The sequence below is a fragment of the Pandoraea norimbergensis genome (assembly GCF_001465545.3).
GTDB lineage: Bacteria > Pseudomonadota > Gammaproteobacteria > Burkholderiales > Burkholderiaceae > Pandoraea > Pandoraea norimbergensis.
Map to the genome: position 1 here is coordinate 2,017,416 of NZ_CP013480.3, position 23,728 is coordinate 2,041,143.

23 protein-coding genes and 1 tRNA gene are annotated in these 23,728 nt (G+C 62.0%); 17 read left to right on the plus strand and 7 right to left on the minus strand.

The annotated features are described in order from the left end of the window. The first annotated feature begins 64 nt into the window (after positions 1 to 64). The gene (locus AT302_RS09045; protein ID WP_084656113.1) at positions 65 to 1,444 is read left to right on the plus strand and encodes a YihY family inner membrane protein; all 1,380 of its coding nucleotides are present in this window, start codon (positions 65 to 67) and stop codon (positions 1,442 to 1,444) included. Here the strand turns inward: AT302_RS09045 and AT302_RS09050 are convergent. The 3 genes from AT302_RS09050 to AT302_RS09060 are packed head-to-tail and all read right to left on the minus strand — an operon-like array spanning position 1,434 to position 3,917. Beyond that, positions 1,434 to 1,757, minus strand: a complete 324-nt coding sequence (locus tag AT302_RS09050) for a DUF962 domain-containing protein (protein ID WP_058378155.1) — start codon at positions 1,755 to 1,757, stop codon at positions 1,434 to 1,436. The genes AT302_RS09045 and AT302_RS09050 overlap by 11 nt on opposite strands. A 40-nt stretch (positions 1,758 to 1,797) precedes the next feature. Beyond that, complete coding sequence (locus AT302_RS09055) at positions 1,798 to 2,616, minus strand: alpha/beta fold hydrolase (protein ID WP_058378156.1); 819 nt, start codon at positions 2,614 to 2,616, stop codon at positions 1,798 to 1,800. Between the two features lie 14 nt (positions 2,617 to 2,630). Continuing rightward, positions 2,631 to 3,917, minus strand: a complete 1,287-nt coding sequence (locus AT302_RS09060) for an O-acetylhomoserine aminocarboxypropyltransferase (protein WP_058380202.1) — start codon at positions 3,915 to 3,917, stop codon at positions 2,631 to 2,633. A 474-nt stretch (positions 3,918 to 4,391) separates the two neighbouring features. Here AT302_RS09060 and AT302_RS09065 point away from each other — a divergent pair, with 474 nt between their 5' ends. The 3 genes from AT302_RS09065 (at position 4,392) to aroC (ending at position 7,931) form a co-directional block, all read left to right on the plus strand. Then, positions 4,392 to 4,847 (plus strand): CBS domain-containing protein, encoded by a 456-nt coding sequence (locus AT302_RS09065; RefSeq protein ID WP_058378157.1) that lies wholly within the window; start codon positions 4,392 to 4,394, stop codon positions 4,845 to 4,847. Next, complete coding sequence (locus AT302_RS09070; RefSeq protein WP_084656114.1) at positions 4,844 to 6,763, plus strand: MFS transporter; 1,920 nt, start codon at positions 4,844 to 4,846, stop codon at positions 6,761 to 6,763. The genes AT302_RS09065 and AT302_RS09070 overlap by 4 nt, the downstream gene beginning before the upstream one ends. A 64-nt stretch (positions 6,764 to 6,827) precedes the next feature. Further along, the gene (gene aroC / locus AT302_RS09075) at positions 6,828 to 7,931 is read left to right on the plus strand and encodes a chorismate synthase (protein WP_058378158.1); all 1,104 of its coding nucleotides are present in this window, start codon (positions 6,828 to 6,830) and stop codon (positions 7,929 to 7,931) included. 133 nt (positions 7,932 to 8,064) lie between these two features. On the opposite strand, the gene AT302_RS09080 is transcribed toward aroC, so the two are convergent. Further along, the gene (locus AT302_RS09080) at positions 8,065 to 8,406 is read right to left on the minus strand and encodes an MliC family protein (RefSeq protein ID WP_084656115.1); all 342 of its coding nucleotides are present in this window, start codon (positions 8,404 to 8,406) and stop codon (positions 8,065 to 8,067) included. A gap of 113 nt (positions 8,407 to 8,519) precedes the next feature. Further along, a complete protein-coding gene (locus AT302_RS09085; protein ID WP_058378160.1) occupies positions 8,520 to 10,190 on the minus strand; it encodes an electron transfer flavoprotein-ubiquinone oxidoreductase in 1,671 nt (556 codons plus the stop codon). A gap of 178 nt (positions 10,191 to 10,368) precedes the next feature. Between AT302_RS09085 and AT302_RS09090 the strand changes: the two genes are divergently transcribed. The 3 genes from AT302_RS09090 (at position 10,369) to AT302_RS09100 (ending at position 12,990) form a co-directional block, all read left to right on the plus strand. Next, positions 10,369 to 11,145 (plus strand): SDR family oxidoreductase, encoded by a 777-nt coding sequence (locus AT302_RS09090; protein ID WP_058378161.1) that lies wholly within the window; start codon positions 10,369 to 10,371, stop codon positions 11,143 to 11,145. 275 nt (positions 11,146 to 11,420) lie between these two features. After that, the gene (locus AT302_RS09095) at positions 11,421 to 12,482 is read left to right on the plus strand and encodes a DctP family TRAP transporter solute-binding subunit (RefSeq protein ID WP_058378162.1); all 1,062 of its coding nucleotides are present in this window, start codon (positions 11,421 to 11,423) and stop codon (positions 12,480 to 12,482) included. Positions 12,483 to 12,606: 124 nt separating this feature from the next. Then, positions 12,607 to 12,990: an acyl-CoA thioesterase gene (locus AT302_RS09100; protein WP_058380204.1), complete on the plus strand. Its 384-nt coding sequence runs from the start codon at positions 12,607 to 12,609 to the stop codon at positions 12,988 to 12,990. A gap of 39 nt (positions 12,991 to 13,029) precedes the next feature. Here AT302_RS09100 and AT302_RS09105 read toward each other — a convergent pair whose 3' ends face one another. Continuing rightward, entirely contained in the window at positions 13,030 to 13,575 is a 546-nt protein-coding gene (locus tag AT302_RS09105) for a PAS and helix-turn-helix domain-containing protein (protein WP_058378163.1), read from the minus strand. Between the two features lie 238 nt (positions 13,576 to 13,813). Here AT302_RS09105 and AT302_RS09110 point away from each other — a divergent pair, with 238 nt between their 5' ends. Beyond that, the gene (locus tag AT302_RS09110) at positions 13,814 to 14,512 is read left to right on the plus strand and encodes a CoA transferase subunit A (protein ID WP_058378164.1); all 699 of its coding nucleotides are present in this window, start codon (positions 13,814 to 13,816) and stop codon (positions 14,510 to 14,512) included. Between the two features lie 23 nt (positions 14,513 to 14,535). Then, positions 14,536 to 15,174 carry a CoA transferase subunit B gene (locus AT302_RS09115; protein ID WP_058378165.1) on the plus strand — a complete coding sequence of 213 codons (639 nt, stop codon included), beginning with the start codon at positions 14,536 to 14,538 and terminating at the stop codon, positions 15,172 to 15,174. A gap of 151 nt (positions 15,175 to 15,325) precedes the next feature. Here AT302_RS09115 and AT302_RS09120 read toward each other — a convergent pair whose 3' ends face one another. Further along, positions 15,326 to 16,117, minus strand: a complete 792-nt coding sequence (locus tag AT302_RS09120) for a 3-hydroxybutyrate dehydrogenase (protein WP_058378166.1) — start codon at positions 16,115 to 16,117, stop codon at positions 15,326 to 15,328. Positions 16,118 to 16,316: 199 nt separating this feature from the next. Here AT302_RS09120 and AT302_RS09125 point away from each other — a divergent pair, with 199 nt between their 5' ends. From AT302_RS09125 to rplT, 8 genes are all read left to right on the plus strand, one after another. Beyond that, the gene (locus AT302_RS09125; protein WP_058378167.1) at positions 16,317 to 17,204 is read left to right on the plus strand and encodes an alpha/beta fold hydrolase; all 888 of its coding nucleotides are present in this window, start codon (positions 16,317 to 16,319) and stop codon (positions 17,202 to 17,204) included. 68 nt (positions 17,205 to 17,272) lie between these two features. After that, positions 17,273 to 17,629, plus strand: a complete 357-nt coding sequence (locus tag AT302_RS09130) for a RidA family protein (protein ID WP_058378168.1) — start codon at positions 17,273 to 17,275, stop codon at positions 17,627 to 17,629. A 47-nt stretch (positions 17,630 to 17,676) separates the two neighbouring features. Next, positions 17,677 to 19,986: a RelA/SpoT family protein gene (locus AT302_RS09135; protein ID WP_407668833.1), complete on the plus strand. Its 2,310-nt coding sequence runs from the start codon at positions 17,677 to 17,679 to the stop codon at positions 19,984 to 19,986. Between the two features lie 176 nt (positions 19,987 to 20,162). Then, positions 20,163 to 20,239, plus strand: a tRNA-Val gene (locus AT302_RS09140). Positions 20,240 to 20,479: 240 nt separating this feature from the next. Then, positions 20,480 to 22,387 (plus strand): threonine--tRNA ligase, encoded by a 1,908-nt coding sequence (gene thrS / locus AT302_RS09145; RefSeq protein ID WP_058378169.1) that lies wholly within the window; start codon positions 20,480 to 20,482, stop codon positions 22,385 to 22,387. Between the two features lie 52 nt (positions 22,388 to 22,439). Continuing rightward, on the plus strand, positions 22,440 to 22,958 hold the full coding sequence (gene infC, locus AT302_RS09150; RefSeq protein WP_084656116.1) for a translation initiation factor IF-3: 519 nt from the start codon (positions 22,440 to 22,442) through the stop codon (positions 22,956 to 22,958). Between the two features lie 176 nt (positions 22,959 to 23,134). Beyond that, a complete protein-coding gene (gene rpmI / locus AT302_RS09155; protein ID WP_058378171.1) occupies positions 23,135 to 23,332 on the plus strand; it encodes a 50S ribosomal protein L35 in 198 nt (65 codons plus the stop codon). A 25-nt stretch (positions 23,333 to 23,357) separates the two neighbouring features. Next, complete coding sequence (rplT, locus tag AT302_RS09160) at positions 23,358 to 23,717, plus strand: 50S ribosomal protein L20 (RefSeq protein WP_058378172.1); 360 nt, start codon at positions 23,358 to 23,360, stop codon at positions 23,715 to 23,717. Positions 23,718 to 23,728 lie beyond the last annotated feature (11 nt).

A 23,728-nucleotide genomic window follows, 5' to 3' on the forward strand; every position in this document is an offset into this window, starting at 1 on the left:
TTGTTCTGCTTCCGTTCTTATGTCGTTCCTCTGCTGTTTCTCTGTCCGTATTCAGGAGCCCGATTTGATCAAGCTGTCCCGCATTAACTGGAACAACGTTCGCCAATTGCTGAAATACGCGCTTGCGCGCGCTCAGGACGACCGGATTCCCCAGGTTGCGGGTAGCCTCACGTTCACGTCGATTCTCTCCATCGTGCCGCTGTTTGCCGTGACGTTCGCGTTGTTCACGGCTTTCCCGATTTTCAAATCGTTTCGCGACTCGCTACAGGGCTTTTTGATCGAGCATCTGATGCCGGAGAGCGTCAACGCGCAAATTTTCGGCTATCTCAACCAGTTTGCGTCCAAGGCCACGAGCCTTACCGCGTTCGGCCTGATCGGTCTGCTGGTCACCGCTGTGCTCACGTTGATGACGGTCGAGTCCGCGTTCAACGTGATCTGGCGCGTACCGCGCCCGCGTCCGCTGGCGCAGCGGCTGCTGATCTACTGGAGCCTGCTCACGCTCGGGCCGCTGCTGTTCGGGGTGAGCCTGTCGATCAGTTCGTACATCTTCACGCAGTCGATGTCGCTGGTCAGCACGCTGCCGCCTGCCGTCGCCTCGCTGCTTAGTTTGATTCCCCCAGCGCTGACGGCCGTGGCGTTCATGCTGATGTATCTGTACATGCCCAACTGCAAAGTCGACTGGCGCGATGCGCTCGCCGGCGGTGTGGTGGCCGCTGTAGCGTTGGATCTGACCAAACGCGGGTTCGGTTTGTATATCCGGCAGTTTCCGACATACACGGCGGTCTACGGAGCGTTTGCGGCCGTGCCGATCTTCCTGTTGTGGATCTATCTGTCGTGGCTGGTGGCGCTGCTCGGTGCAACGATCGCATCCGTCCTGCCCGCGCTGCGGCTGGGGCATTTTCAGTACCCGCGCTTTCCGGGCAGCGATCTGCTCGATGGCCTCACGCTCATCCATTTGCTCAATGAAGACCGGGAAACCGGCGGGAATGGCCGCACGACGGTGGAACTGGCCCGCGCTATGCGCACAAGCCTCGATCATGCCAACGAGTTGCTGCTGCGGCTCGAACGGATGGGCTGGGTTGGCCGCCTGATGATGCAACCGCCGGCCGAGCGCTGGCTGCTGCTGGCGAACCCGCATACGGCAACGCTCTCGCCGCTGGTCGCCAAATTCGCGCTGAACGTGGAGGAATTGGCCCGGCAGATGGAGCGTCACGCGCTAGATGGGGCGCATCTGGCCGAGATCCTGCGTGAAGGCAAATGGGACGTGCCGCTCATCGACGCGCTGCCGCGCGAAGTCCCGCCGGACGATGGCGCGTCGGCGGCGGGGCCTGACGGTAGCGAAAACGGTGAGCGCGGCGAAGACCGGGACGACCGGGAAGACCGGGAAGGCCGGGAAGGCCACGAGGGCGGTGTAGGCGGCGACGGCCGGAGCGCTAGAGCTTGATGCGCCCGAGGCAGATGTCGCGAAACATCACCCAATCGCCCAGCAGGCTGTAGAGCGGGTGGCGAAAGGTGGCCGGCCGGTTCTTCTCGAAAAAGAAGTGGCCGACCCACGCAAATGCATAGCCGCACACGACGGCCGCCGGCAGCCACCAGACGTTGCCGGTGAATGCAAACACCAGCACACACGCAATCACGCCCCACGAGCCGACGAAGTGCAGTCGGCGGCAGGTGACGTTACGGTGTTCGCCCAAGTAATACGGGTAGAAATCCGCAAACCGCTGAAACGCGGGTGCGGCGTCGTGGGAATCTCGCATGACCGGCCTCCTTTGCGAGTTGACGCACTAAGTGTCGCGCTCAGTGTCGCATGAATTGCACGAGGGCATCGAGCAGCGCGTCCGGCTGTTCCGTCATGATCGCGTGGCCCGCGTTGACGGTCTGAATCGTCACGGGGGCACCGCCTTCACGCAAGGCGTCGAGCAGTGCCTTCGCGGCGCGCGGGGGCGTCATCTGATCGCGCTGCCCGAGCACTGCCAGCACCGGACACTTCACCTGAGCGGCGGCCTCCCAGCCGTGTTCGTAGCCATTGCAGGCTTCGAAGTCGGTCAGAAACACCTTTTCTCCCGGATTCCGTTTCGCCACGCGTTCCATCAACCGCTGGTTGCCGCCCCACGTCCAGAACCCCGGCCCGGGGGCCGACGGCTTGGCGGCCATCGTGCTGTGCGACCACTCGTTGACGAGGGCGATGGCTTCCGGCTCGCGCTGTGCGGCGGCGTCCAGTAGCGCGTCGGAGACCTTCATCGGATAGGCCGTGCCGACCAGCGCGATTTTCGACACGCGCGCCGGATGACGCGCCGCCGCGTCGAGCGCGACCAGCGAGCCCATGCTGTGACCGACCCACGCGGCGGTTTCGACGCCTGCCGCATCCAGCACGGCGACGACCCAGTCGGCCAGTGCGCCGATGCTCGTGAGCGGCGCGCCGCTGCTGCGATGGTGACCGGGCAGGTCGAGGGCTAGCACGTTCATGCCGTGATTCGCGAGATAGCGGCTTTGCAGCCCCCACACGCTGTGATCATGCTGGGCGCCGTGCACAAAGACGACCGTCGGCTGTGACGGCTGAACCGGTTTGCCCGCCGTGTACGCGTAGACAGTGTTGCCCGCGATATTGAAGTTCATGAATCGTGTCCCCGTTATCGTTTGGTCGATGCCTTCAGGCCGCGCTTGAGGTCTTGAATCAGATCGTCCGGGTCTTCCAGTCCGATCGACAGGCGCACAGTGCCTTCGCCAATGCCGGCCGCCGCCAGCGCCGTCGCATCCATGCGGAAGTGGGTGGTCGATGCGGGATGAATGACGAGCGAGCGGGCGTCGCCGACGTTGGCCAGATGCGAGAACAACTGCAACGACTCGATGAATCGACGCCCGGCTTCCCGGTCGCCTTTCAAGTTGAAGCTGAACACGGCCCCCGCGCCGCGCGGCAACAGCCGCTTGGCGAGCGCGTGATCCGGGTGCGTGGGCAGTTCGGGGTAGGCGACCGATGCGACCGCTTCATGCCCGGCCAGAAACTCGACCACGCGGCGCGCATTGTCGACGTGGCGGGCCATGCGCAGCGGCAGCGTCTCGATGCCTTGCAGCAACTGCCACGCCGCCTGCGGATGCAGACACGCGCCGAAGTCGCGCAACCCCTCGCGGCGTGCGCGCAGCAGGAAGGGGGCGACGGAGCTTTCTTCGGCAAACACCATGCCGTGAAAGCCATCGTAAGGTTCCGTCAGTTCGGGAAATTTGCCGCTCGCCTCAAAGTCGAACGTGCCGCCGTCGATCAGCACGCCGCCGATCGTCGTGCCATGCCCGCCGAGAAACTTGGTGGCCGAGTGATACACGAGATCCGCACCATATTCGAACGGCTTGATCAGCCATGGCGTGGTGAACGTGCTGTCGACCATCAGGGGCACACCGGCGTCGTGGGCAATCTGCGCGACATTCGGAATATCGAGCACGTCGAGCCCCGGGTTGCCGAGCGTCTCACCAAAGAAGAGGCGCGTCTCGGGCCGTACCGCCGCGCGCCAGCCGTCGAGGTCGCCGGGTCGCACGAACGTGGTTTCGATACCGAAACGGCGCAGCGTGTAATGCAGCAGGTTGTGCGAGCCGCCGTACAGCGCACTCGATGCCACGATATGCGCGCCCGCACCCATCAACGTGGCAATCGCCAGATGCAGCGCTGCCTGTCCGCTGGCGGTGGCAATCGCCCCCACGCCGTTTTCGAGTGCAGCCATGCGCTCTTCGAACACGGCGTTCGTCGGGTTGGAAATGCGTGAGTAGACATGCCCGGCGCGCTCCATGTTGAAGAGCGCAGCGGCCTGATCCGAGTCGGTGAAGACGAACGATGTGGTTTGGTAGATCGGTGTGGCGCGTGCCCCCGTGGTGGGGTCGGGGGCGGCCCCGGCATGCAGGGCGAGCGTGTCGAAATGCGGTACGGACATATCGGTGATGGCCTCGTAGCACAAGAAGGAACAACGGGAAATGAGCGGGAACGTCAGCGGCAAGATCGATGACGCGCCGACGACACTGAAATGTCATGTCCACAGCGCGCTCACTTGACGTATACGGCAATCCTAGCACCACCTTCGTGCGCACCGACAGGCTTTCGCGGGGGAGTCAGGGAAATTGCGGTGCTGTCCGAGTCGGCGCGTCAGGTGTTGTCCGAGCGAGAGGGAAGAATCGGCTGAAAACCCGCGCCACACGGCGATGGACGGCCCATCGCGCCTTTCCTTTTGGGAAGCTTTCCGATAGCATCACTTCAACTAATTACAATTCAGTGCGGAGACGCTGGCAGACCTGCCGGTGATTCGCGTCGCCATTCGGATTTTTGAATTTTCGAACTTTCGAAGTCCGGTGGTGGTTTTCGGCAGCGTTCCGAAACCGCCGCCCGAGTCATGCAAAGAGGAGTGTGTGCCATGCGTGTGTCTGACATCCTGAAAGTAAAGGGCAACACCCTTTTCACCGTGACCCCGGAAACGTCGCTGGCCGAAGCCGTCGACACGATGGCGGAGCACGATATCGGTTCGCTGGTCGTGATGGAGTTCGGCGATCTGGTGGGCATGCTGACGTTCCGGGAAATCATCAATACGATCAGCAAGAACGGCGGCACCGTCGGGACGTCGACCATCCGCAAGGTGATGGACGATCACCCGCTCACGTGCACACCGGAAACGGACGTCAACGAAGTGCGCCGCATGATGCTGGAGCGTCATGCGCGCTATCTGCCGGTGATGGACAGCCGCACGCTGATGGGCGTGATCTCGTTCTACGATGTGGCGCGTGCCGTTGTCGAAGAGCAGTCGTTCGAGAATCGTATGCTCAAGGCCTACATTCGCGACTGGCCGGCTGAGGAAGCGGAAAGCACCAAGTGAGCGAACCGAGCCAGCGCGGGGTGCGCGGCGAGGGCCACCAATCCCGGTTATTGAGAGAGCGTCGTTTCGCGCCGTTTTTCTGGACCCAGTTCCTGGGCGCGATGAACGACAACGTGTTCAAGATCGCGTTCACGTCGCTCGTGACGTATCACGCGACCCTCTTCCAGAATGTCGATGGAAAGACGGCCGCGTTCCTGATTTCTGCGATCTTCATTGCGCCATTCCTGCTGTTTTCTGCCACGAGCGGGCAGATTGCCGACAAGTGGGACAAGGCGCGCCTGATCCGCTTCGTCAAGACGCTGGAGATCGCCATCATGGTCGTGGGTGCGGCCGGCTTTCTCTGGGCGAGCGCACCGCTGCTCTATGTCTGCACATTCCTCATGGGGTTGCACTCGACGTTGTTCGGACCGGTGAAGTACGCGTATCTGCCGCAACATCTCGGGAATCACGAACTGGTGGGTGGCAACGGACTGGTCGAGATGGGCACGTTCGTCGCGATCCTGATCGGTACCATCATCGGTGGCGAGATTGCCGGTGTCGGGGCGTCGGCGCTGCCGTGGCTCGGTGGCGTGTGCGTCACGCTGGCGCTGCTCGGGCGGCTCGTTTCTACTTGGGTGCCCTCAACACCTGCCGCACAGCCGGATCTGCGCATCAACTGGAATCCATTTACGGAGACTTGGCGCAACCTGCGCATCGCCCGCACCGACCGCGCGGTGTTCCTGAGTCTGCTGGGCATTTCGTGGCTATGGTTTTTGGGGGCGACGTTCCTCGCGTCGTTCTTCAATTTCTCGCGCGATGTGCTGGGGGCCAACCCGAATGTTGTGACGCTGCTGCTCGCCATGTTCTCGGTGGGTATCGGTATTGGCTCGATGCTCTGTGAGCGCTTGTCGGGCGGCAAGGTGGAAATCGGTCTGGTGCCGTTTGGCTCGATCGGCATGACCGTTTTCGCGGTGGATCTGTACTTTGCGAGTCGCGGCGGTGTGCCGGGCGCGACCTTGCAGACCGTTGGCCAGTTTCTCGCCCAGCCGGGCCACTGGCGCATTCTGGCCGATCTGTTCTTGCTCGCGATGTTTGGCGGCTTCTACAGCGTGCCGCTCTACGCGCTGATTCAGAGTCGCAGTGCGCCGTCGCACCGTGCGCGCATCATCGCCGCCAACAACATTCTCAATGCGTTGTTCATGGTCGTGTCGTCGTTGATGGCCATGGCGCTGACGCGCGCCGGTTTCACCATCGACCAGTTGTATCTCGTGACGGGGATTCTCAACGCGCTGGTGGCCGTCTATCTCTATGCGCTGTTGCCGGAGTTCCTGATCCGGTTCGTGATGTGGCTGCTGCTGCATACGGTGTATCGCATCGACGTCAAAGGCGCCGAGCGTATTCCCGACGAGGGGCCGTGTGTGCTGGTGTGCAACCACGTGAGCTTCGCGGATGCCGTGGTGATTGGTGCATCCATCCGGCGGCCAGTGCGCTTCGTCATGGATCACCGGATTTTCCGTATCCCGGTGCTGTCGTGGTTCTTCCGCACCGTCAAAGCGATTCCGATCGCGCCGGCGCACGAAGATGCGCAAGGCCTCGCGCGCGCTTATGAAGCCATTGCTCAGGCGCTCGACGCGGGGGAAGTGGTCTGTATTTTCCCGGAGGGCAAGCTCACGGCGTCCGGGGAGTTGCAGGCGTTCCGGCAAGGGGTACAGCGCATTCTCGAGCGCTCGCCCGTGCCCGTCGTGCCAATGGCACTGCGTGGGCTGTGGGGCAGCTTCTTCTCGCGGCATGGCGGTGCGGCGATGACGCGTCCGTTCAAGCGCGGCATCCTCAACCGGCTGGAGCTGGTCATCGGCGAGCCGGTGACGGCCGTGCAGGCAACCCCCGAGGTACTGCGCGAGCGTGTCCTTGAATTGCGAGGCCCTTGGCCAGTCTGAGCGCGGCGGGGCGGGATCGCTGGCATAATAGGGCCTTCCCGTCTCACCCCAACCTGATCCCCGTATGTCTGGCAATACGCTTGGAACCCTGTTTACCGTCACCACTTTCGGCGAATCGCATGGCCCGGCCATCGGTTGCGTCATCGACGGCTGCCCGCCGGGAATGGCGCTCACGGAAGCCGACATCCAGGTCGAGCTGGATCGCCGCCGCCCCGGCACGTCGCGCCATGTCACCCAGCGCAACGAGCCCGATGCCGTCGAGATTCTCTCCGGTGTCTTCGAGGGCGTGACGACGGGCACCCCCATCGCCTTGCTCATCCGCAATACGGATCAGCGCAGCAAGGACTACGGCAATATCGTCGAGACGTTCCGTCCCGGCCATGCCGACTACACCTACTGGCAGAAATACGGCGTGCGCGATTATCGCGGCGGCGGCCGGTCGTCGGCACGTCTGACGGCCCCGGTGGTGGCAGCAGGTGCCGTTGCCAAGAAGTGGCTGGCCGAGCGCTATGGTGTGCAGATTCACGGGTGCATGACGCAACTCGGCGATATTGAAGTGCCGCAGACCGATTGGTCGCAAGTGTCGCAAAACCCGTTCTTCGCAGCGAATGCCGACGTCGTGCCGCAACTCGAAGCCTATATGGACGACCTGCGCAAGGCGGGCGACTCCGTCGGCGCGAAGCTGCGTGTGGTCGCGACGGGCGTGCCGGTCGGTCTGGGCGAGCCGCTGTTCGATCGCCTCGATGCCGACATTGCACACGCGATGATGGGCCTCAACGCCGTGAAGGGTGTCGAGATCGGTGCGGGTTTCCGCAGCGTGACGCAAAAGGGCTCTGAGCACGGCGACGAGCTGACCCCGGAAGGCTTCGTCGGCAACAATGCCGGCGGGATTCTGGGCGGTATTTCCACCGGGCAGGATGTCGATGTTTCGATCGCCATCAAGCCGACCTCAAGCATTCGCACGCCGCGCCGTTCCATCGACAAGGCCGGCGATGCGGCGACGGTCGAGACGTTCGGACGTCACGACCCGTGTGTGGGCATTCGCGCAACGCCGATTGCCGAGGCGCTGCTGGCCTTGGTGCTGATCGACCACGCACTGCGCCATCGTGCGCAATGTGGCGACGTTCACGTCGGCACGCCGGTGATTGCTTCACACGCACCGGAGTAAATTTGCGACACGTTTGCGGCGGCGCTGACCGTTCGCAAAGCTCGCAGGCTGCGCATAGAAAAAACGCCAGACGATTTGTCTGGCGTTTTTTATTTCTACCGACCGCTACCGACCGCTACCGACCGCTACCGGCTTATTCCTTGCACTGCGTGATCGGCTGCTCGCCCTTCGCGGTGTAGAGCGTGCCTTCCGGCCCTTTGCTCCACCAGATAAGCGTTCGCCCGACATGCTTCTCACCGCTCGCGGCCCGCGCAGGTTTGAGCACTTCGCGCTTGCCGGCCCAATACAGCGTGACGTCGCCGCCGAGATTGTGATCGTCATAGACCACGACCGCGACGTGCCCGTTTTCGCAGAGATAACTCATGGTCTTTGCCTGCACCGCCGGGCTGGCGATCAATAGCGCACCGGCAAGCGCAGCACCTGAGATAGCCGTTGAACGAAGGGAAAACAGCGAAGTTGGGGAAGTTCTTGGCATGAAGCCTCCTTGCCTTTGGCGTGAATCGAGCGAGGGTTCGCGACCGTCAGTCAGCGTTCGCAAAGCGACCCGCGAAATGACAAACCGCCGGGCGAACCGGCGGCTGTCGGGAATTACATGTTCGGATAGTTCGGCCCGCCGCCACCTTCCGGCGTGACCCACACGATGTTCTGCGTCGGGTCCTTGATGTCGCACGTCTTGCAATGCACGCAATTCTGCGCGTTGATTTGCAGACGTTCCGAATCGTCGTCGTTCTTCACGAACTCATACACCCCGGCCGGGCAATAACGCTGTTCCGGTCCGGCGTATTCCGAGAGGTTGATGCCGACCGGCACGCTCGGATCTTTGAGCGTGAGGTGCGCCGGCTGATTCTCTTCGTGGTTGGTGTTGGAGATGAACACCGACGACAGACGATCGAACGTGAGCTTGCCGTCCGGCTTCGGATAGACGATCGGCTGGCACTGCGCCGCCGGCAGCAGGCATTCGTGATCGGCCTTCTTGCGGTGGATCGTCCACGGCATCTTGCCGCCCAGCAGCTTCTGCTCGATGCCGGTCATCAGCGTCGCGACCGTCAGGCCCTTCTTGAACCACTGCTTGAAGTTGCGCGCCTTGTTCAGTTCCTCGAACAGCCACGATTGCTCGAACGCCACCGGATAGGCGCTCAATTCATCGCGCTGACGCTCGGCCGTGAGTGCATCGAACGCTGCATCGGCGGCCATCATGCCGGTCTTGATGGCGGCGTGGCTGCCCTTGATGCGGCTGGCGTTCAGGAAGCCGGCTTCGCAGCCGACCAGTGCGCCGCCCTTGAAGACAAGCTTGGGCAACGAGAGCAGGCCGCCGGCCGTGATCGCGCGCGCGCCGTACGACACGCGCTTGCCGCCTTCGAGGAAGTGGCGAATCGACGGGTGCGTCTTGTAGCGCTGGAATTCTTCGAACGGCGACAGATACGGGTTGCTGTAATCGAGGCCGACGATAAAGCCGACGGCGACCTGATTGTTCGGCAGGTGATACAGGAACGAACCGCCGTAGGTGTGCGAATTGAGCGGCCAGCCGGCCGTGTGAACGACCAGACCTTCCTTGTGCTTGGCCGGATCGATCTCCCACAATTCCTTGATGCCCAGACCATAGGCCTGCGGATCGCGGCCTTCGTCCAGATTGAATTTGCGCATCAACTGGCGGCCGAGGCTGCCGCGTGCGCCTTCAGAGAAGATGGTGTACTTGGCGTGCAGTTCCATGCCGAGCTGGAAGTTCTCGGTCGGCTCGCCGTCCTTGCCCACGCCCATGTTGCCGGTGGCAACGCCCATCACGGCGCCGTTTTCGTCATAGAGCACTTCGGCGGCAGCAAAGCCCGGGAAGATCTCGACGCCCAGTGCTTCGGCCTGCTGGCCCAGCCAGCGCACCACATTGCCCAGGCTGATGACGTAGTTGCCATGATTCTGGAAGCAGGCAGGCAGCAGCCACGACGGCGTGGAGGTCGCGCCCGTTTCCGTCAGAAACAGGAAACGGTCTTCGCTGACGGGGGTGTCGAGCGGCGCGCCGCGTTCCTTCCAGTCGGGGATGAGTTCGGTGAGCGCCTGCGGATCCATGACGGCACCGGACAGGATGTGAGCGCCGATTTCCGAGCCTTTTTCCAACACACAAACGGAAATCTCCTTGCCGGCTTCCTGCGCGCGCTGCTTCAGACGGATGGCCGTGGACAGACCGGCCGGACCGCCGCCAACAATGACGACGTCATACTCCATCGATTCCCTCGGGCCGTACTGCTCGAGCAGCTTGGGATCCATTGATGCTCCTGTTATAAACGTTAGAATTCGTGGGTGCGGCCATTTTCCGGGAATGGGGAACACCTCGCAACCGCATATTAATAGCACGATCGTTCGGTTTGCTAGGTAAGAAGCTCTAGCGGCGGGCTATGCGGCACTGTCGTTATTCAATGCGCGTCCGGGCGCGAGGGAGATCAGGATGGGGCGTTCGCTGAATCTGGAAGGGAAGGTGGCCTTGGTCACGGGCGCGTCGAGCGGGCTCGGCATGCAGTTTGCCAAGGTGCTCGCGCAGGCCGGGGCGAAGGTCGTGCTGGCCAGCCGCCGCGTGGAACGGCTCAAGGAGTTGCGCGCTGAAATCGAGGCGCTGGGCGGGGCGGCCCACGTGGTACCGCTCGATGTGACCGACTACGACAGCATTCGCGCGGGGGTGGCGCATGCCGAGACCGAAGCGGGGGCCATCGACATTCTCATCAACAATTCCGGGGTCTCGACACAGCAGAAGCTGGTCGACGTCACGCCGCAGGAATACGACTACGTGCTCGACACCAACACGCGCGGCGCGTTCTTCGTGGCGCAGGAAGTGGCCAAACGGATGCTCCGGCGCGCCAAGGGCGACCCGCAGCGTCAGCACCGGATCATCAATGTGGCGTCGGTAGCCGGTCAGCGCGCGATTCCGATGCTCGGCGTGTATTGCGTGAGCAAGGCCGCGGTCATTCACATGACGCGCGCGATGGCGCTCGAATGGGGCCGTTTCAACATCAATGTGAATGCGCTGTGTCCGGGCTACATCGATACCGAGATCAATCACGATCACTGGCAGACGGAAGCCGGGCGCAAGCTCATTCAGATGCTGCCGCGCCAACGCGTTGGCGAGCCGAGCGATCTCGACGGGCTGATTCTGCTGCTGGCGTCGGACGATTCTCGTTTTATCAACGGCTCGATCATGACCATTGACGACGGTCTGGCCGTGGGTTGAGCGGTGTACAGGCGGATGTGAGACGACGTGTGGCTGCATGCAGTGGCACGAACTGGCACGAGGAGATGCAGCGCGTAAGCCACGCATGACATTGCCTGCGATCGCAAGGTTGGCCCCCGATTGCGCAGGCTCGCTGCAATGCGGCAATCGGGGATTGTCCGAGGCAGTCGTGTGCGGGGGGCGGGCGCATAATTCGTCGATGCACACGGGGTTGTGAAGGACGTCGCGCTTCAGGCAGCGCCAGACGTCGGAACCCGAATCGTCTCGAGGACACCATGCGTAATCCAGGCTGGCGGGGGCTCATCGGAGTCGCGCTTGCCCTCGCCGCAACGGCATTGCCCGTTGCCGCTCAAACCTACAAGCCCGAATACACACTGTCGATCGTGCCCGATGCGGGCACGCCCTGGGGCAAAGGCACGCAACTCTGGGCCGATATGGTCCGGGAGCGCACGCACGGGCGCATCAATATCAAATTGCACCCGGGGGCGGCGCTGGTCGGCGGCGACCAGACGCGCGAATTTTCGGCGCTGCGCCAGGGCGTGATCGACATGGCCGTCGGTTCGACGATCAACTGGTCGTCGGCGATTCCCGAATTCAATGTGTTTTCGCTGCCGTTCCTGCTCAAGGGATATCGCTCGCTCGATGCCCTCACGCATGGCGACGTGGGCCGCGAACTTTTCCGCCGCGTGGAGGAGCAGGGCGTGGTGCCGCTGGCGTGGGGCGAAAACGGCTTCCGGCAACTGACCAACTCCCGCCGCCCGATTCGCTCGCCCGACGACATGCGCGGCTTGCGTTTTCGTGTGGTCGGCTCATTGCTGTTCAACGATATTTTCACGGCGCTCGGGGCGTATCCGACCCAGATGACGTGGAACGATGCGATTCGCGCGCTGCGCAACCGCAAGATCGACGGGCAGGAAAATCCGATGACGATCTATAACAACGTCCGGCTCGATACGGTCGGGCAGCGTTATGTCACGGTGTGGGATTACGTGGCCGACCCGATCGTCTTTGTGGTCAACCGGCAGGTATGGGATAGCTGGTCGGCGCAGGACCGCGACATCGTGCGCGACGCCGCCGTGGAGGCCGCTCGTTTCGAAGTCACGCTCGCGCGGGAAGATCTGCTCAGCTCGGGGCGTGCGATGTGGGAGGAGTTGGAGACGCGCGGCGTCAAGGTCACGCGGCTCACACCCGACCAGCGCCAACGGTTCATCGACGCGACGCGCCCGGTTTATATGAAGTGGAAAGTGCTCGTCGGCCGCGATCTGGTGGAACGGGCCGAAGCCGCGGTGAAAGGCGACGAGGTCGCGACCAACCGAGGCCAGCCCCTACGGCGCTAGTGCCCGGCCACCGGGCCAACGCGCTACACTTTGTCTCCATGACGCCCTGCCGACCGTCGGCGGGGCGTTGTCTTTTCACCATGGAGAATTCGCAGTGTCGTCGCAATACAAGGAAGTCTTTCGCATGAGCATGCCGATTCGCTGGGGCGATATGGATGCGTTCGGTCACGTCAATAACACCGTCTACTTCCGCTATATGGAGCAGGTGCGGATCAGTTGGCTGGAGACGCTCGACGTCGCCTCGGAAGAGCGCTCGGCGGGCGAGGGCCCGGTCATCATCAATGCACACATGACGTTTCTGAAGCAACTGCGTTACCCGGGCGATATCGATTGCCGCATGTTCATTGGCGAGCCGGGACGCACGAGCGTGGACACCCGTTTCGAACTGCGCCGTGCCGACACGCCCGACGTGATCGCGGCTGAAGGCGGCGCAAAGATCGTGTGGGTGAACTATCTGGAAGAGAAGTCGGTGCCGCTGCCGGCATCGATTCGCGCACTGGTGGCGTAAGCCCGCGTCGGCGCGCGGGCTGGTTGGGCGGCTAGCCGCTCAGTTGCCCAACAGTCGCTGAACCAGTTCAGTGGCAGTGCCCGCGCCGTATTTCTGCATCAGGCGCGCGCGGTAGATATCGACCGTGCGCGGGCTGATTTCGAGAATTTTGCCGATTTGCTTGCTGGTCTTGCCTTGCACCAGTTGTGCGGCAATTTCTCGCTCGCGTGCGGTGAGGGCGACGGCGACGCGACGCGTAGCCGACATGTCCTCGAAGGTCCAGAGGCCGGCCGCATGCGGATCCTTCACGTCGAGCGAGCGCCCCGTCACATGGCACCAGAACAGTTCGCCGTTACCCCGGCGCATGATGCGCTCGTCGGAATATACGCCCTGCGAACTCATGATCGGCGGAATGCGCTCGCCAATGCGTTCGAACTCTTTCGGTGAGGGGTACAGCACCTGAAACGACTGGCCGATCAGCGCTTCGTGCTCATAACCGAAGATCTTGCCAAGCTCGCGATTGCAGTCTTCGATGATTCGCTGGCGGGAGATGACCAGACCCACTGGGGCAATGTGAAAGGCTGTCTGGTAGTCGAACGTCGGCATGGGGGCTGGGCGGAGCAGGGGGCTGATCGGGGCGGTCCGTGCGCCGGAGCGCCGCGTGCAGCGGCCCGGCACGCGGGAAGATATGTAATTTCACGTATTGTGCCCCATTTGCACGGCACCGTAAGCTCTATGATTGCATGAGACGCGTGGCCGCAAGGTTGGACCGGGCAGCGCGAGCGACGCAACGCGCAAGCGCGCGGCATAATTTCAATTCTCAACCGAGGGAAAGGGACAAACGATGAACAAGGTATTCGCCAGCGCCAAGGAGGCGCTCGCCGGTGTCGTCGCAGACGGGCAAACGCTCGCTGTCGGCGGCTTCGGCCTGTGTGGCATTCCGGAGGCCCTGATCGCTGCGTTGCGCGACTCGGGTACGAAGGGGCTCACCTGCATCAGCAACAACGCGGGCGTCGACGGCTTCGGCCTTGGCCTGCTGCTCGAGACGCGTCAGATCAAGAAAATGATCTCGTCGTACGTCGGTGAGAACAAGGAGTTCGAGCGCCAGTACCTGGCCGGTGAACTCGAACTTGAATTCACGCCGCAAGGCACGCTCGCCGAAAAGCTGCGCGCCGGCGGTGCCGGCATCCCGGCATTCTTCACCAAGACCGGTGTGGGCACGGTCGTCGCCGAAGGCAAAGAAACGCGCGAATTCGATGGCGAAACCTACGTCATGGAGCGCTCGCTGCGCGCCGACGTGGCCCTGATCAAGGCCGCCAAGGCCGACCGCGCCGGTAACCTCGTGTTCCATCGCACGGCACGCAACTTCAACCCGATGGCCGCCATGGCCGGGAAAGTCACGATCGTGGAAGTCGAAGAGCTGGTCGAGACCGGCGCCATCGATCCGGATGATGTGCATTTGGCGGGCATCTTCGTTCAGCGCATCGTGCTGAACAAGACGCCGGAAAAACGCATCGAACAGCGCACGGTACGTGCCAAGTAAGCGCCGGGATCAAGGAGATAACCATGGCATGGAATCGTGATGAAATGGCGGCGCGCGCGGCGCGTGAGCTTGAAGACGGCTTTTACGTGAACCTCGGCATCGGCTTGCCGACGTTGGTGGCCAACCATGTGCCGGACGGCATGGAAGTCTGGCTGCAATCGGAAAACGGCCTGCTGGGCATCGGCCCGTTCCCGACCGAAGACGAAGTTGACGCCGACATGATCAACGCCGGCAAGCAGACGGTGACGACGCTGGCGGGTTCGTCGATCTTCTCGTCGGCCGACTCGTTCGCGATGATTCGCGGCGGTCACATCAACCTGGCAATCCTCGGGGCGATGCAGGTCAGCGAGAAGGGCGATCTGGCGAACTGGATGATCCCCGGCAAGATGATCAAGGGCATGGGCGGCGCGATGGATCTCGTGGCCGGTGTCGGCCGTGTGATCGTGCTCATGGAACACGTGGCCAAGGGCGATGCGCACAAGATTCTGAAGGCGTGCGATCTGCCGCTCACGGGCGTGGGTGTGGTCAATCGCATCATCACCGACCTCGGTGTGATCGACGTGACGCCGGACGGCCTCAAGGTCGTCGAGCTGGCAACGGGCGTGACGAAGGAAGAAATTTCGCAGAAGACCGGGGCGCCGCTCGATACGAGCGCTGTCTGAGGGCTGAAGCGTTGATGTGCTGAGGGCAGCCGGGCCGTTGAACCCGGTTGTCGATGGAAGGCAAAACGGGCGGGGATATCCCCGCCCGTTTTGTTTGGCCGCGCCGTTTCCGGTGCGGCACCGATAGTGCCCGGCGCCGCTCAGATCGCGATTACTGCGCGACCCAGCCGCCATCCATATTCCAGGCGACGCCGCGCACTTGCGCACCGGCATCGCTGCAAAGAAACACGGCGAGCGCGCCGAGTTGGTCGGGCGTGACGAACTCGCCCGAGGGTTGCTTCTCGCCCAGCAGCGAGCGTTTGGCGTCGTCGCTCGACAGGTGTTCACGCGCGGCGCGATCGTCGATCTGCTTCTGCACGAGGGGTGTCAGCACGAATCCCGGGCAAATGGCATTGGCCGTCACACCGCTTTGCGCATTCTCCAGCGCGGTGACTTTCGTCAGACCGACGATGCCGTGCTTGGCAGCAACGTAGGCCGACTTGCCGGCCGAGCCGACCAGGCCATGCACCGAGGCGATGTTGATGATGCGGCCCCAATTGCGCGCGCGCATCGTCGGCAGCGCGAGGCGCGTGGTGTGAAACGCCGACGTCAAATTGATCGCGATGATCGCGTCCCATTTGTCCGTCGGAAAATCCTGAACTTCGGCCACATGCTGAATGCCGGCATTGTTCACGAGAATGTCGACGCCGCCGAATTCGGTTTCGGCGTATTGCATCATCGCTTCGATCTCGCTGGCACGGCTCATGTCGGCCCCGTGGTAACCGACCTTCACGTCGGCGTGACCAGCCTTGGCGGCGGCCTCGGCAATGGCCTTGCGGGCAGCGTCGGCATCACCGAATCCGTTCGCGATCAGCGTGGCTCCTTGTGCCGCGAGCGCCTGTGCCATCCCTAGGCCAATACCGCTGGTCGAGCCGGTCACGAGGGCGATCTTTCCTTTCAGCATTACGTCGTCTCCGTTGGCATATTGCGTGTGAAAGTTGCAGCGAGCCGCTGTGACTGAAGCGCGATGCGGCCCATGAGTCGACCCATTCTAGCTTACGGTTCGCGGCAAGCGCGGTAGAATTCGGGCTGTATACCGATCAATACGGTCAATACGATCCATACCGATCCATACCGATCCACATCGATCCGATGAGTCTGCCATGCCGATCCATGCGAACCACGTGCCACGTCTGTCGAGCGTTCAGTGTCTGAGCCCCTCCGGTCTGCATCGCATGGCGTATGCGGAGTGGGGTGACCCCGAGAACCCGCGCGTGTTGGTGTGCGTACATGGGCTGACGCGCTGCGGTCGCGATTTTGACGCGATGGCGCGTGCGTTCGCCGACGACTATCGTGTCGTATGTCCCGACGTCGTCGGGCGCGGTCAATCGGACTGGTTGCGCAACGCGGCGGGCTATGTCGTGCCGCAGTACGCGTCTGACATGGTCACATTGATTGCGCGCCTGGGCGTTGCGACGGTCGACTGGTTCGGCACGTCGATGGGTGGACTGATTGGCATGGGGCTGGCAGGTTTGCCGGACTCGCCTATTCGCAATATGGTGCTCAACGATGTCGGGCCGCATATCGATGCGTCGTCGCTCGTGCGCATCGGTCAGTACGTCGGCATCCCGAAACGATTCGCGTCGATGGATGAAGCGGTCGATTATCTCTGGTCGATCTCGTCGTCGTTCGGGCCGCACACGCGAGAGGAGTGGCGTGCGCTGAGCGAGCCGTTGCTCAAGGCGGACGGCGATGGCTACGTGCTTCGCTACGACCCGGCGATCGGTGCCGCGTTTTCGGCCGTCCCGGCAGAGGCGATTGCGGCCGGCGAGGCGATACTCTGGGCGTCGCTCGCGGCATTCCCGGGCCGCACGTTGATCGTGCGTGGCGAGCAGTCCGATCTGCTCTCGCGCACGACGCTTGAACAAATGCTGGCACACGCACAACATGCGCGTGCCGTAGAAATTCCCGGCGTGGGTCACGCGCCCACTTTCGTGCATGACGATCAGATCCAGATCGCACGCCGGTTTTTTGACGGATATGCCGACTGAACTGGTGCCGATGCGCGTCAGACGGTGGCTGGTCCGAAGTCTTAGAAGAATACGAGGAGTCTTACATCATGGCAGTACAACGTTTCTACGTCGAAAAGCGCTGGTCGGATATGGCTGTGCATAACGGCACCGTCTACCTGGCCGGCCAGACGCCCGACGACCGCACGCAAGACATGGCGGGGCAGACGCGTCAGGTACTCGCCCACATCGATCGCTTGCTCGCCGAGGCCAACAGCGACAAGACCCTGATTCTGTCGTGTCAGATTTTTATCGCCGACATGAAGCACTTCGGTGAAATGAATCAGGTGTGGGACGACTGGGTGCCGGCCGGCAACGCGCCGCCGCGCGCGACGGTCGAGGCGGCCTTGGCCGACCCCGCAATGCTCGTTGAAATTGTGGTCGTGGCCGCACAGCGCGAAAGCTGAGCGTACGACCCGTACTCTGAGGGGCACTCGCTGCCCCGTGTAACGACATGACCCAACATCAAGCGCCGACGCCCGCTGCCACGAACTCGACGAATTCCAAGAATCCGACGAGTGCCACGGCGGGTGTGGGCGACGCATCGCTGCCCGCAGCATTGCCCGCGACACTCGACGACGCGCTCGCGTTCGCCGGCGTGCTGTGCGGCGAGAACGTCCTCTCGTCCGGCGAGCCTGTCATGGCGCATGCGCGCGGCATGCTCGCGATTCTCGACACGTTGCGTGTGGACGAGGCGACGCATCAGGCCGCAGCGCTCTTCTGCGCGGGCGAATTTCTCTCCGATACGCAAACGACACTGACGCAGAAGTTTGGCGCAGAGGTCTCTGCGCTGGTCATCGACGTCCGTAAATTGCAGCGTCTCTCGGGCGCGGGCTCGCTGGCGGCGCATGCCATGCCGTCGGACGGGCGCGACCGCGACGCCTCCGATGAACGCAAGTCGCAGGTGGAAGCCTTGCGCAAGATGCTGCTCGCGTTTGCGCAGGACATTCGCGTTGTGATGATCCGGCTGGCCTCCCGGCTGCAATCGCTGCGGTGGTATGCCGCGCAGAAGAAGGCGCCGCCGGAGGACATGCCCCACGAAGTCCTCGAAATCTACGCGCCGCTGGCAAACCGTCTCGGGATCTGGCAACTGAAGTGGGAGCTGGAAGACCTCGCGTTCCGCTTTCTCGAGCCGGTGACGTACAAGCAGATCGCCAAGTTGCTCGAAGAGAAGCGGGTCGAGCGGCAGACCTTCATCGAAGGGGCGATCGAGCGGTTGCAAGACGAACTGGCGCGTGCCGGTGTCAAGGCTGAAGTGTCTGGCCGGCCGAAGCACATCTTCAGCATCTGGAAGAAGATGCGCGGCAAGGCCGTCGACTTCGCCGAGCTTTACGACGTGCGCGCGTTTCGCGTGATCGTGGACGACATCAAGGATTGCTACACCGTGCTGGGCATTGTCCACAACCTGTGGCAGCCCATTCCGAAAGAGTTCGACGATTACATCTCGCGGCCCAAGCCCAACGGCTACAAGTCGTTGCATACCGTGGTCATCGGCGACGACGGCCGGGCGTTCGAAGTGCAGATCCGCACGCACGAGATGCACCACTTCGCCGAGTACGGCATCGCCGCGCACTGGCGCTACAAGGAAGCGGGGCAGCGCGGGTACGGTGGCGCGTTTTCGGCGGGCGACGCTTACGACGAGAAGATTGCGTGGTTGCGGCAGTTGCTGGCGTGGAAAGACGATGTCGCGGACACGGTGGGCGCCGAAGGGGCAGCGCAGCCCTGGGAGCAGCTCAAGCGCGCCACCATCGACGACCACATCTATGTGCTGACACCGCAGGCGCGCGTGATTTCGTTGCCGCAGGGCGCTACACCGATCGACTTCGCCTATCACCTGCATTCCGAGCTGGGGCATCGCTGCCGAGGCGCGCGGGTCGATGGCGCGATGGTGCCGCTCAATACCGGACTGCAAAACGGCCAGACGGTCGAGATCGTGACCGTCAAGCAGGGTGGGCCGTCGCGCGACTGGCTCAATCCGCAGTTGGGGTATTTGCAGAGCCACCGGGCGCGGCAGAAGGTGCGCCAGTGGTTCAACACGATCGATCTCGAAGAGACGATTTCGCACGGCCGCGCATTGATCGACAAGACCTTGCAGCGCGAAGGCAAGACGTCGGTCAATCTGGAAGAACTGGCGGCGCGGCTGGGCTTCAAGACGCCGGACGACCTCTACGCGTCGGTGGCGAAAGACGAGTTCAGCCTGCGTCACGTCGAGCAGGCGCTGTCGGGCAACCTGCCCGGGCCCGATCCGCGCGACGAAGATACGCTCGTCGCCAAGAAGAGTTTGGACACGAGCGTTGCGCAGGGCGCGAAGAGCGGCGTGCTGGTGGTCGGTGTGGGGGCATTGCTCACGCAGTTGGCCAAGTGCTGCCGTCCGGCGCCGCCCGATCCGATTGTGGGATTCGTCACGCGCGGCAAGGGCGTGTCGATCCACCGGCAGGACTGCACGAGTTTTCAGGCAATGAAGGCGCGTGCGCCTGAGCGGGTGATCCAGACCGCCTGGTCGGGTGATGTGCTTGAGGGCCGTGGCGTAGCGGCATACCCGGTCGATATCCAGATCGAGGCGACGGATCGTCAGGGGCTGCTGCGCGACATCTCGGAAGTGTTTTCTCGCGAGAAGCTCAATGTCACGGGCGTGAGCACCCAGTCGAAGGGGGCGCAGGCGTTCATGCAATTCACCGTCGAAGTACGCGATGGCGGTCAATTGCAGCGCGCGCTGGCGCAACTCACCGGGGTGACGGGCGTCGTGTCGTCCCGGCGTCGATAGGTGGGGTAAAGCAAGACGAAAGCGGGACAAAATCGGGCGGGCAGGGCAGAAGGGTGGCGCGGTTTCTGCGCAAGGAAGTCACCGGAAAGCCCCACCCGACGCGGTTTTTAGTGATCAGGCACAATAATCGCTTGGCGACGTGCGGAAATCTTGCTAGAATCTCGTTCTCTTGCAATAGGCTCGTAGCTCAGCTGGTTAGAGCACCACCTTGACATGGTGGGGGTCGTTGGTTCGAGTCCAATCGAGCCTACCAACGAATTTTGAAGCATTACAGTCCGCGAGACCCCGCAGACACAGACGCTGGAAGAAAACACTCATGTTGAAAACGGCCCGAACTTTCACAGTGGTGAAGGTACGACGTTAGTCGAGGGTGTTTTTCGTCTGGATGCAAGGAATGAAGAGACGGCCTCGACGACAGTCGAGGCCGTTTTTTTTCGTGGTTTTGCCGCGTGGCGTGGGCCGCGCGTGACGTTTTAGCGCATGGGAGTGCGACATGATTTCGGTACGTTTGCCTGATGGTTCGCAACGCCAGTACGAAGCCCCGCTGACGGTGGCCCAGGTCGCCGGCTCGATCGGCACGGGTCTGGCCAAGGCGGCTCTCGCCGGCCGCGTCGACGGTAAGCTCGTCGATACGTCCTATCTGATCGATCGCGACGTCAATCTGGCAATCGTCACGGACAAGGACGCCGACGGTCTCGACGTCATCCGTCACTCGACGGCTCACTTGCTGGCGTATGCCGTCAAGGAGCTGTTCCCCGAGGCGCAGGTCACGATCGGCCCGGTCATCGAGAACGGCTTCTACTACGACTTTGCATTCCACCGCCCCTTCACGCCGGAAGATCTCGAAGCCATCGAGAAGAAGATGCACGAGCTCGCCAAGAAGGATGAGCCGGTCACGCGCGAAGTGCTCTCGCGTGACGACGCCGTGCGTCTGTTCCTGTCGATGGGCGAGAAGTACAAGGCCGAGATCATCGAATCGATTCCCGCGACGGACGAAATCGGTCTGTACCGCGAAGGCAAGTTCGTCGATCTTTGCCGCGGTCCGCACGTGCCGTCCACGGGCAAGCTCAAGGTCTTCAAGCTGATGAAGGTGGCCGGCGCCTACTGGCGCGGCGACGCGAAGAACGAGCAGTTGCAGCGCATCTACGGTACGGCCTGGACGAAGAAGGAAGATCAGGAAGCGTACCTGCACATGCTGGAAGAGGCCGAAAAGCGCGATCACCGCAAGCTGGGCAAGGCGCTCGACCTCTACCACATGCAGGAAGAGGCGCCGGGTCTCGTCTTCTGGCACCCGAAGGGCTGGACGCTCTGGCAGCAGATCGAGCAGTACATGCGCCGCGTCTACCGCAACAACGGTTACCAGGAAGTGAAGGGTCCGCAGATTCTCGACCGTTCGCTGTGGGAGAAGTCGGGCCACTGGCAGAACTACAAAGACAACATGTTCACGACGGAATCGGAGAACCGCTCCTACGCGCTCAAGCCGATGAACTGTCCGGGCCATGTGCTGATTTTCAACTCGTCGCTGCATAGCTATCGCGATCTGCCGCTGCGCTACGGTGAATTCGGTCAGTGCCACCGCAACGAGCCGTCGGGCGGCTTGCACGGCCTGATGCGCGTGCGCGGCTTCACGCAGGACGATGGTCACATCTTCTGTACGGAAGACCAGATTCTCGACGAGTGCGTGAACTACACGGCCCTGCTGCACGCGGTGTACAAGGATTTCGGCTTCTCGGACATGATCTACAAGGTCGCGACGCGCCCTGAGCATCGTGTCGGTTCCGACGAAAACTGGGACAAGGCCGAATTCGCGCTGATGGAATCGCTGCGCCGTTCGGGCTGCGAATTCGTGATCGCCGAGGGCGATGGCGCGTTCTACGGTCCGAAGATCGAGTACACGCTCAAGGATGCGCTGGGCCGTCAGTGGCAGTGCGGCACGATGCAGGTCGATTTCTCGATGCCGGAGCGTCTGGATGCCGAGTATGTGGCGGAAGACAACAGCCGCAAGCGTCCGGTCATGCTTCACCGTGCCATTCTGGGTTCGTTAGAGCGTTTCATCGGTATTTTGATCGAGCACCATGCTGGTGCAATGCCCGCCTGGCTGGCGCCGGAGCAGCTGATCGTGATGAATGTGTCCGAAAAAACGGCCGATTACGCACTCGAAGTGACGAAAAAGTTGCAAGAACAAGGGCTTAGGGCTCGGGCCGATTTGCGCAACGAGAAAATTAGCTATAAAATACGCGAGCACTCGTTGCAGAAAGTTCCCTATCTCGTGGTAGTGGGGGACAAAGAGCAAGAGGCGAATACGGTAGCCGTGCGTGCCCGTGGCGGCGTGGATCTGGGTGTGATGCCCGTTGACGCGCTCATCGAACGTCTTGCGCAAGAATGCGCATCGTTCCAATAACGCCTGTCGGACAGCGCGGCTAAATTTTTGACTTTTTTCGAGGAATAGCAACATCGCTACCGATAAGTCGCATCGCATTAATGGCGAAATCACCGCGCCTGAAGTGCGTCTAACTGGCGTTGATGGCGAGGCTCTCGGCATCATGAAACTGGCCGAAGCTTTCCGTCTGTCCGAAGAGGCTGATGTCGATCTGGTGGAAATCGCACCGACGGCGCAGCCGCCGGTGTGCCGTCTGATGGACTACGGCAAGTTCAAGTATTCGGAACAGAAGAAGGCGCACGAGAACAAGCTGAAGCAGAAGATTGTCCAGATCAAGGAAGTCAAATTCCGGCCTGGCACTGACGACGGCGACTACAACGTCAAGTTGCGCAATCTGAAGCGGTTCCTCGAAGACGGCGATAAGACCAAGATCACGCTGCGTTTCCGCGGCCGTGAGATGGCTCACCAGGAAATCGGTGCTCGTATGCTGGAACGTCTGAAGTCCGACCTCGAAGAGTTCGGTCAGCCGGAACAGATGCCGAAGATGGAAGGCCGTCAGATGATCATGGTCATCGCGCCGAAGAAGAAATAAGCCGTGGCGGTGTCGACTGACACTGCCGGGCATTAAAGAATTGCACTGCGGCCCGAGAGGGTCGTAGTAGCGATACAGGGTGCAGTCAGGCCCTGAACACAAGTGATCCCGGGTTCTACAAGGGGCGCGATTTTGGCGTCACACCTGTGATCATGTTAAAAACCTCGGAGTTTTTCATGCCTAAGATGAAAACCAAGAGCGGTGCCAAGAAGCGCTTTCGCGTGCGTCCGGGCGGTACCGTTAAGCGTGGTCAGGCTTTCAAGCGTCACATTTTGACGAAGAAGTCCACCAAGAATAAGCGTCACCTGCGCGGTGCCGTCGGCGTTCATGATTCCGATATGAACTCCGTACGCGCAATGCTGCCCTTCGCTTAAACCCCGACTTAGATAGGAGAGAAATATGCCTCGAGTCAAACGTGGGGTCACTGCACGGGCCCGCCATAAGAAAGTCATCGCAGCAGCCAAGGGTTTCCGCGGCCGCCGCAATAACGTCTTCCGCATCGCTAAGCAAGCGGTTATGCGCGCTGGGCAATATGCCTATCGCGATCGCCGTAACAAGAAGCGCGTGTTCCGCGCCTTGTGGATTGCGCGTATCAATGCAGGTGTGCGTCAGCACGGTATGACCTACAGCGTGTTTATCGCTGGTCTGAAGAAGGCCTCGATCGAACTCGACCGTAAGGTGCTGTCCGACATGGCCATCAACGACAAGCCGGCATTTGCCGCGGTTGTCGCCCAGGTGAAAGCCGCCGTCGCAGCCTGAAGCTGTAGTTA